The 7,742-nt window shown below is 70.1% G+C and carries 7 protein-coding genes; 6 read left to right on the top strand and 1 reads right to left on the bottom strand.

Going from position 1 to position 7,742, the window contains the following annotated elements; all coding sequences use genetic code 11:
* Positions 1-167: 167 nt before the first annotated feature.
* Positions 168-1,220, bottom strand: a complete 1,053-nt coding sequence (locus tag ACFQU4_RS32015) for a LacI family DNA-binding transcriptional regulator (RefSeq protein ID WP_377500004.1) — start codon at positions 1,218-1,220, stop codon at positions 168-170.
* 186 nt (positions 1,221-1,406) lie between these two features.
* On the opposite strand from ACFQU4_RS32015, the gene ACFQU4_RS32010 reads away from it, so the two are divergent.
* Genes ACFQU4_RS32010 through ACFQU4_RS31985 form a run of 6 tightly spaced genes read left to right on the top strand, consistent with a single transcriptional unit; the run spans position 1,407 to position 7,742 of the window.
* Entirely contained in the window at positions 1,407-2,690 is a 1,284-nt protein-coding gene (locus ACFQU4_RS32010) for an ABC transporter substrate-binding protein (protein ID WP_377500002.1), read from the top strand.
* A gap of 6 nt (positions 2,691-2,696) precedes the next feature.
* Complete coding sequence (locus ACFQU4_RS32005; protein WP_377500000.1) at positions 2,697-3,656, top strand: carbohydrate ABC transporter permease; 960 nt, start codon at positions 2,697-2,699, stop codon at positions 3,654-3,656.
* Positions 3,643-4,545 (top strand): carbohydrate ABC transporter permease, encoded by a 903-nt coding sequence (locus tag ACFQU4_RS32000; protein WP_377499998.1) that lies wholly within the window; start codon positions 3,643-3,645, stop codon positions 4,543-4,545. Before ACFQU4_RS32005 ends, ACFQU4_RS32000 begins: the two co-directional genes overlap by 14 nt.
* Positions 4,546-4,579: 34 nt before the next feature.
* Positions 4,580-5,341, top strand: coding sequence for an SDR family NAD(P)-dependent oxidoreductase (locus ACFQU4_RS31995; protein ID WP_377499995.1), 762 nt, complete (start codon positions 4,580-4,582; stop codon positions 5,339-5,341).
* Complete coding sequence (locus tag ACFQU4_RS31990) at positions 5,338-7,098, top strand: heparinase II/III family protein (RefSeq protein WP_377499993.1); 1,761 nt, start codon at positions 5,338-5,340, stop codon at positions 7,096-7,098. Before ACFQU4_RS31995 ends, ACFQU4_RS31990 begins: the two co-directional genes overlap by 4 nt.
* Positions 7,095-7,742: a hypothetical protein gene (locus ACFQU4_RS31985; protein WP_377499991.1), complete on the top strand. Its 648-nt coding sequence runs from the start codon at positions 7,095-7,097 to the stop codon at positions 7,740-7,742. Before ACFQU4_RS31990 ends, ACFQU4_RS31985 begins: the two co-directional genes overlap by 4 nt.

Raw genomic sequence — 7,742 nt, 5'->3', positions numbered from 1 at the left:
ACCTGACGCGCCGCCTCCGTGCACGACTCACCCGCCGCCACCAACTCCAACACCCGCGCCCGCAACCCAGTATCGACCACCACAACAACCTCCAAGACCGTTGTTGCGACGACCGTCTGAGCCCGCCGGGTCGGAAGGGCTGACAGCGGGGGACTTCTGCGACAGCTTCAGCTGGTGGGAGCGGGGGCGGTGGAGGCGCGGACCACCAGGTCGGGGCGGAACAGGAGGGAGCGGCCGGGCTGGACGTCGGTGTCGCCCAGACGCTGCCGGAGTTCGGTGAAGGCGGCGGCGGCCAGGTCGGGCAGCGGCTGCCGGATCGTGGTCAGCGGGGGTGAGGACAGGTCGGCCAGCACGATGTCGTCGAAGCCGATCACCGAGACGTCGCGGCCGACCTCGAGGCCGGCGTCCCGGACGGCGCGGCAGACTCCGAGTGCGGTCATGTCGTTGATCGCGAAGATCGCGGTCGGCCGGTTCCGCCGGCCCAGCAGGGCGGCGGCGGCCCGGGTGCCGAGTTCGGCGGCCTCGACGTCGCCGAGTTGATCATCGCCCTTCCCGGTCCAGCGGAGCACGTCGCGCTCCTCGATCCCGGCCCGGTTCAGCGCGGCGAGGAAGCCGCGCAGTCGCTCCTGCCGGTTGATGCTGCGCAGGGCGCCGGACACGAAGGCGACCCGGCGGTGGCCCAGCCCGGCGAGATGATCACCGGCGAGCTCGCCGCCGATCGCGTTGTCGACCGAGATGCTGACCAGGGTGGCGGGATCGCCGGCCTGCGCCTTGCGGTCGAACGCGACCAGCCGCAGACCTTGATCAACCAGCGGCAGTACGTGCTCGAGGGAGGGCAGCGAAGAGCACAGGACGATCCCGTACACGCCGTCGGACATCAGCTCCGACACGTACTGTCGTTCGCGTTCCGGATCACGCTCGGAGTTGCAGAGCAGCACGTGATAGCCCTCGGCCAGCGCGGCCGACTCCAGGTGCCGCGCGAACGCACCCCAGTACGGGTTGCCGACGGACGGCACCACCAGGCCGATCACCTGGGACTGGCCGGTACGCAGCTGCCGCGCGGCCCGGTTCGGCCGGTAGCCGAGGTCCTTGATCGTGCGCTCGATCCGTTGCCGGGTCTCCGGCAGCATCCGGTGCGCCCGGCCGTTGAGCAGGTTCGACACCGTGCTCGGCGAGACGCCGGCGGCCGTCGCTACGTCCTTGATCGTGACATCACTCACCGCAGACCCTCCTTCCGTTGATCATGGTGCAACGATTCGCGGCACGATCACCCTATCCCCATTGACTCTTCTGTCAATCCGTGTCTAGTCTCAGTGCATCGTTGCACCAGCGTGAGGACCGGCGGTGCAGGAGCCCGGGTGCAACGTCCGCACCCGTGAGGTGAGCTCGATGAGGAGAAAACGATCATGGATGTTTCCCGGCGGACCCTGCTGACGGCCCTCGGCCTCGGCGCGCTCGGCACCGCGGCCGGCTGTTCCGGCGGCACCGGAACCACAGGCTCGGCCGACGGCCCGGCCAGCGGCGAGATCACCTTCCTGACCGCGATCTTCGAGGGCGCGACGGGGAAGGAGATCCTCGAGGGGCAGCTGTTGCCCAAGTTCAAGGAGAGCCACCCGGACGTCACCGTCAAGGTCGACTACACCAACTACTCGGCCCTGAACGAGAAGATCACCACCGGCCTGGCCAGCGGACTGATGCCGGACGTGCTCACCCTCGGCGTCGGCTGGGTCGACCCGTTCGCGTACAAGAAGGCGATCGCGCCGCTGCCCGACGAGCTCGGCACCAGGTACGACTACCAGGAGCGGGTGCTCAAGCCGTCCAGGTTCGACGGCAAGCTGTACGCGCTCCCGATCGTCCTGGACACCCGCTTCGTCGCGTACCGGAAGGACTTCTTCGACGAGGCGGGGATCAAGGCGACGCCGAAGAACTTCACCGAGCTGCGCGCCGTCGCCAAGGAGCTGACCCGGTCCGAGGGCGGCAAGCTCAGCCGGGTCGGGCTGGATCCGTTCTCGATCGATCTCCGGCAGTGCTGGGAGACGTTCCTGTTCGCCGCCGGCGGTGAACTGTTCTCGCCCGACGGCCGACAGGTGCTGTTCAACAGCGAGGCCGGGATCGGCGCCCTGCAGTACTTCCTGGACCTGATCACGGACGGATCGGCCTCGTTCGACCTGAAGACGGCGCAGGGCCAGCCGAGCACCCTGCAGCAGGGCAGTGCGGCGATGATGATGGTCAACAACTCGCTCTGGATCAACATCGAGGACGAGAATCCGGAGTTGATCAAGGACGACCGGATCGGCGCGTTCCTGCTCGCCGACACCCGGCCGGCGATGTTGCAGGGCGGCACCCTGGTGGCGCAGTCGGCGACCAGCAAGAACGCGGCGGCGGCCCGGGCCCTGGTCGAGTTCCTCGGCTCGCCGGACGTGATCCTGCCGGCCTGTGAGCAGCGTGGCGCCGTGCCGGCGGTGGCCGATCTCGCGGATTCCGAGTACGTGAAGGGAAATCCCTTCGTGGACTTCGCCCTGAGCAATCTCGATCAGGCGTTCTCCGAGGGCGGCACCCCGGCCTGGATGGAGATCCGGGAGAAGATCAAGCCGACGCTGGAGTCGGCCGTGGTCGGCCAGCAGTCGGCGCAGCAGGCGATCGAGCAGCTGGCCGGGATCGCGAACGAGGCCATCGGCCGGTTGGGCTGAGTGACCGTGGCCACGATCTCGGCGACCTCGGCCGGACCGCCGTCGGCGACGGAGCGACCGCGCCCGCACCGGCGGCGGACCGGAGCCAGGTCCGGCGCCGTCCGGGCCCGGCACCGGGCCGGCTGGCTGATGGTCGCGCCCGCCCTGCTGCACGCCCTGCTCTGGATCGGCGTTCCGGTGGTCGCGGCGTTGATCTTGTCGCTGACCAGTTACGACGTGCTGACCCCACCGCGCTTCATCGGTGTGGCCAACTATGTCGAGGCGCTCGGCGATCCGGTGTTCCGGCGGGCCATGGCGAACACGGCCGTGTACGCGTTCTTCACGGTGCCGGTGGCGATGGTGATCGCGTTGGTGATCGCCGTCATGCTCAACACCAGCCTGCGCGGCCGGGCCGTCTTCCGGACCGCGATCTTCCTGCCGCAGGTCACCGCGACGATCGCCGTCGCCCTGGTCTGGCTGTGGATCTACGAACCGCGCAACGGCCTGGCCAACGCGGTGCTCTCGTTCTTCGGGCTGTCCGGCCAGAACTGGCTCTCCTCGACCACCTGGGCGATGCCGGCGGTGATCGTTGTCGGCATCTGGCAGGGGATCGGGCTGAAGATGTTGATCTACCTTGCCGCACTGCAGGGACTGCCCCGCGAGTTGTACGAGGCGGCTTCGGTGGACGGGGCCAGCCGGCTCCGGCAGTTCTTCTCGATCACCGTGCCGCTGCTCCGGCCGGCCACGTTCTTCGTCTTCGTGACGTCGGTGATCGGGGCGTTCCAGTCCTTCGACCAGATCTACATCCTCACCGACGGCGGGCCGGCGAACACGACGACGATGATGACGTACGAGATCTACAAGTCCGCCTTCCGCGAGTTCCGGATGGGGTACGCGTGCGCACAGTCGCTCATCCTGTTCGTCGTGCTCGGGCTGCTCACGCTGGCCAACCGCCGACTGACCAGGAGTGCCGATGCCGGCTCGTGAACCACGGCGGCGCGGCGCCGGTCCGACCGGGCTGCCGGCGCCGGCCCGGGCCGGGCTCTACCTGGCCCTGATCCTGATCGGCGTGATCATGATCGTGCCGTTCGCCTGGATGGTGCTGACCTCGCTGAAGACACCGGCCGAGATCGCCGCCGTACCGCCGCAGGTGCTGCCCGGTGAGTGGGCCTGGAGCAACTACGTCGACGCGATGCGTGCGGCGCCGTTCCCGACCTACGCCCGGAACTCGTTCGTGATCGCGCTCAGCCACACGGTGATCAATCTCGCGTTCGCCTCGATGGCCGGCTACGCGTTGGCCCGGTTGCGGTTCCGCGGCAGCGGGCTGATCTTCTTCGGGTTCATCGCCTGCCTGATGATCCCGACCTACACCAAGATCATCCCGGAGTTCCTGATCGTCCGGTTCATGCCGCTGTTCGGGGGCAACGACATCCTCGGCCAGGGTGGTACGGGCTGGCTGGACACCTGGTGGGCGTTGATCATCCCGGGCGCGGTGACACCGTTCGCGGTCTTCCTGTTCCGGCAGTTCTACGTCGACCTGCCGGTGGAACTGGAGGAGGCGGCCCGGCTGGACGCGCTCGGCGAGTTCGGCATCTACGCCCGGATCATGAGCCCGTTGATCAAGCCGGCGTTCATCACGGTCGCGCTGCTCACCTTCGAGAGCTCGTGGAACAACTTCCTCTGGCCGCTGCTGGTCACCCGGTCCGACAGCCTGCGGGTGATCCAGGTCGGGTTGTCCGTGTTCCGGACCGAGAACGCCACCCAGTGGGCCTTCTTGATGGCCGGGACCACCCTCGCCACCGTACCCATGGTGCTGCTGTTCATCATCGGCCAGCGCTACTTCGTCCAGGGCTTCGCCACGGCGGGCATCAAATGATCAACCGAGAAACGATCACGAGGAGAAACGAACGATGACTGATCTCAGCGGCGCGCGGGCGCTGGTCACCGGCGCGGGACACGGCATCGGCCGGGGGATCGCCCTGGGCCTGGCGGCGGCCGGCGCCGATGTCGCGGTGCACTACGGCAGCTCGGCCGACGCCGCCGCGGAGACCGTGTCCATGATCGAGAAGCTGGGCCGGAAGGCGACCGCGGTGCAGGCCGACGTGACCTCGGCCGAGCAGGTCGACCGGGCGGTCGGCGAGGCGGTCGCGTTCCTCGGCGGGCTGGACATCCTGGTCTGCAACGCCGGTCACCTGATCGGGCGGGTCCCGGTCGCCGAGATGTCGGAGGAGCACTACGCGCAGGTCGTCGACGTCAACCTCGGGGCGACCTTCCGTACCTGCCGGGCGGCGATCGAGCCGCTCCGCGAGTCGGCCCGGCCGCGGATCATCACGATGTCGTCGCTGGCCGCGCACAACGGCGGCGGGCCGGGTTCGGTGATCTACGCGGCGGCGAAGGCGGGCATCCGCGGCTTTACCAAGGGTCTGGCCAAGGAACTCGGGCCGGACAAGATCACCGTGAACGCGGTCGCACCGGGCTACATCGCCGACACCGCGTTCCACAACACGTTCAGCACCGCCGAGGCGCAGCAGAACATGATCAAGAACACCCCGATCGGCCGGCCCGGCCAGGTCGAGGACGTCGCCGCCGCGGTGGTCTTCCTGGCCTCGGCCGAGGCCGGCTATCTGACCGGCACCACGCTGGACCTCGACGGCGGGACCTGGCCCCGATGATCATGAGCGGTCCGCCCGAGGAGCGGGGCGGCTGGTGGCACGACTACGTCTGCGGCGTGCACGGGGTCGAGCTGGAACCCGGCGACCTGTTGGGTACGTTCCCGGCCGCCGGAGTGTCATGCCGGCACGGCTGCCGCCTCGACACCGAACGGATCCGGGCCGCCTGGCTGGTGTTGTCGCACCAGGCCTGGGCCCGCCGGGCGCGCCGGCTGGCCGGTCACACCGATCCCGCCGACCGGGCGGAGGCGCTGCGGCTGCTCACCGCCTATGCCGGGATCTACGCCCGGCTGGCCGTCGCCGATCATGATCAGGCGCAGGGCTGGATGCTGCGCGGCCGGCTGTTCCACCAGGCGCTGACCGACGCGGTCTGGGGCGTCAACATCGGGCATGCGGCGTGGTCGCTCGCCACGGCAGGGGACCGGGCAGAGCTCCGTCCGCTGCTGCCGCTGCTCGACGACCTGGCCGGGGCCGCCCTGCGCGCACGAGGGGTGCTGGTCGCGGAGAATAGGTTCGACTCCAACTATGTCGCCTGGCTCAACGCGGCCGGCCTGGCCAGTGCCCGCGCCGCCGCGCAGATCCGCGGCGACGCATGGGCCGACCGGGACGGCTGGCTGACCGGTGATCACGGTCAGTTCGCCCATCTGGCGGCGTCGACCGGCGAGGACGGCTGGGAGTGGGAGGGCAGCACGTACTACCACGGCTTCGTGCTCCGGGCCTACCTGCTTTCCTTGCGGGGCAGCGATCCAGCCGGTTGGCCGGCGGTCGCCGCCGAGCGGCTGGGTGGCATGATCACCGCGCTGGCCCGGCTGGCCATGCCGGGCGGGACGCTGCCCGCTGTGCACGACGGCCCGTACCTGCGGGAGGCGCTGGGCCTGGAGTGGCAGGAGCTCGGCGTCCTGGCCCGGGGCGCGTTCGCCGGTGATCCGTTGCGCGCGGTGACCGATCATGCGAAGGCCGAGTCCGGCCGGCTGGCCGATGATCTTGCCGACGGGCTGGCCGGCTGGTTCGCCGGTCCGCCTCTGCCGTACCGGGACGAGCCGGCGGTGATCACCGTGGCCGAGCGGGTCGGCCTGGCCGTCCTCAAGGGCGCCGGGATCCATGCCGTGCTGGACTATGGGCCGCCCGGCGGCAGCCACGGGCACCACGACAAGCTCGCGCTCTATCTGTACGGCAGCGAGGATCCGTGGCAGCCGGACTACGGCCAGGTCCCGTACGGCAACCGGGCCTGGCGGGACCGGTACGCCGCCGCGGCGGCGCATCCGACGATCCGGATCGATGATCGGGAACCGGGCGAGGCGGCGGGCCGGCTGATCGAGCGGACGGACCGATCGCTCACCGTCGCGATCGACGATCCGGCCTGGTATCCGGGGGTGTCCGCGACCCGGCGGGTGACCCTCGACGATGATCACCTGATCGACCTGGTCACCGTACGCTGCGCCGAGGAGCATCGGATCCGGCTCGGACTGCGCGCCGGCGTCGACGTGAGCGTGGTCGATCACGGGCCGTATGTCCGCACCGAGTGGTCCGGCCGGGAGTCCTTGTCCGGTTGGCATCTGGGCGCCCCGCTGATCGCGTACCCGGGCTTCGGGCCGGCCGACGACCCGGCCCGGCAGCGGACCTGGCTCGACTTCGAGACGACCGGCCGGGAGGCGGTGTTCTGCTCGGTCTACCAGACCGGTGCGGCGAGCCGGCGGATCGCCGGGGTGGCGCTGTCGGCGGGTGAGGTCGTGATCGACTTCGAGGAGGGGTTCCGATGATGATCTTGACCGAGGATCGGATGACCGCGGCCACGGTCCGTCCGGGCGGCGGCAGGTCCTGGTCGTCGGCGCTGCTCGGCGGCCTCGGCTACCTGGCCCATCCGGTCCAGGCCGGCGCCGCGCTGCTGCTGCTCGGCCTCGGCGTGATCACTTGGCTGCCCGCCGCCGCGGCGGCCGCCCATGCGCTGCACCGATGGCGTACCGACGGCGACCAGTCCTGCTTCGCCGGGACCTTCCGTGCCTTCCCACGCTACTGGCGCCGGCTATGGCCGCTCGGCATCGCCGCCGCGGCCGGCACCGTCCTGCTCATCGCCAACCTGAGTTTCCTGTACGGGCGCGGCGGCCCCGCCCCGGTCCTGCTACTGGCCCAGCTCGGTCTGGTCGCGGTGGCCGCCCCGTACCTGCTGGCCGTCGCCGTCGTGGCGGCCCGCGACCCGGAACGGACCACCGGTGACTGGCTCCGCGGCGCCGGCTGGTTCGCCTTCGGCTCCGCGGCCCGCGGAACCGCGTTGCTCGGTGCCGCCGTCGCCGCCCCGATCCTGTCGATCGTGGTCCCGGCCGGACCGCTGTTGCTGGGCACCACCGTGCCGCTGCTGGTCGGGCTGATCATCGCCGATCAGACCGCGAAAACCTCGGCAGCGTAA

The sequence above is a fragment of the Microlunatus sp. GCM10028923 genome (assembly GCF_042666975.1).
In the GTDB taxonomy this organism is placed as follows: Bacteria; Actinomycetota; Actinomycetes; order Propionibacteriales; family Propionibacteriaceae; genus Microlunatus.
This window is presented reverse-complemented; position numbering and strand designations above follow the sequence as displayed.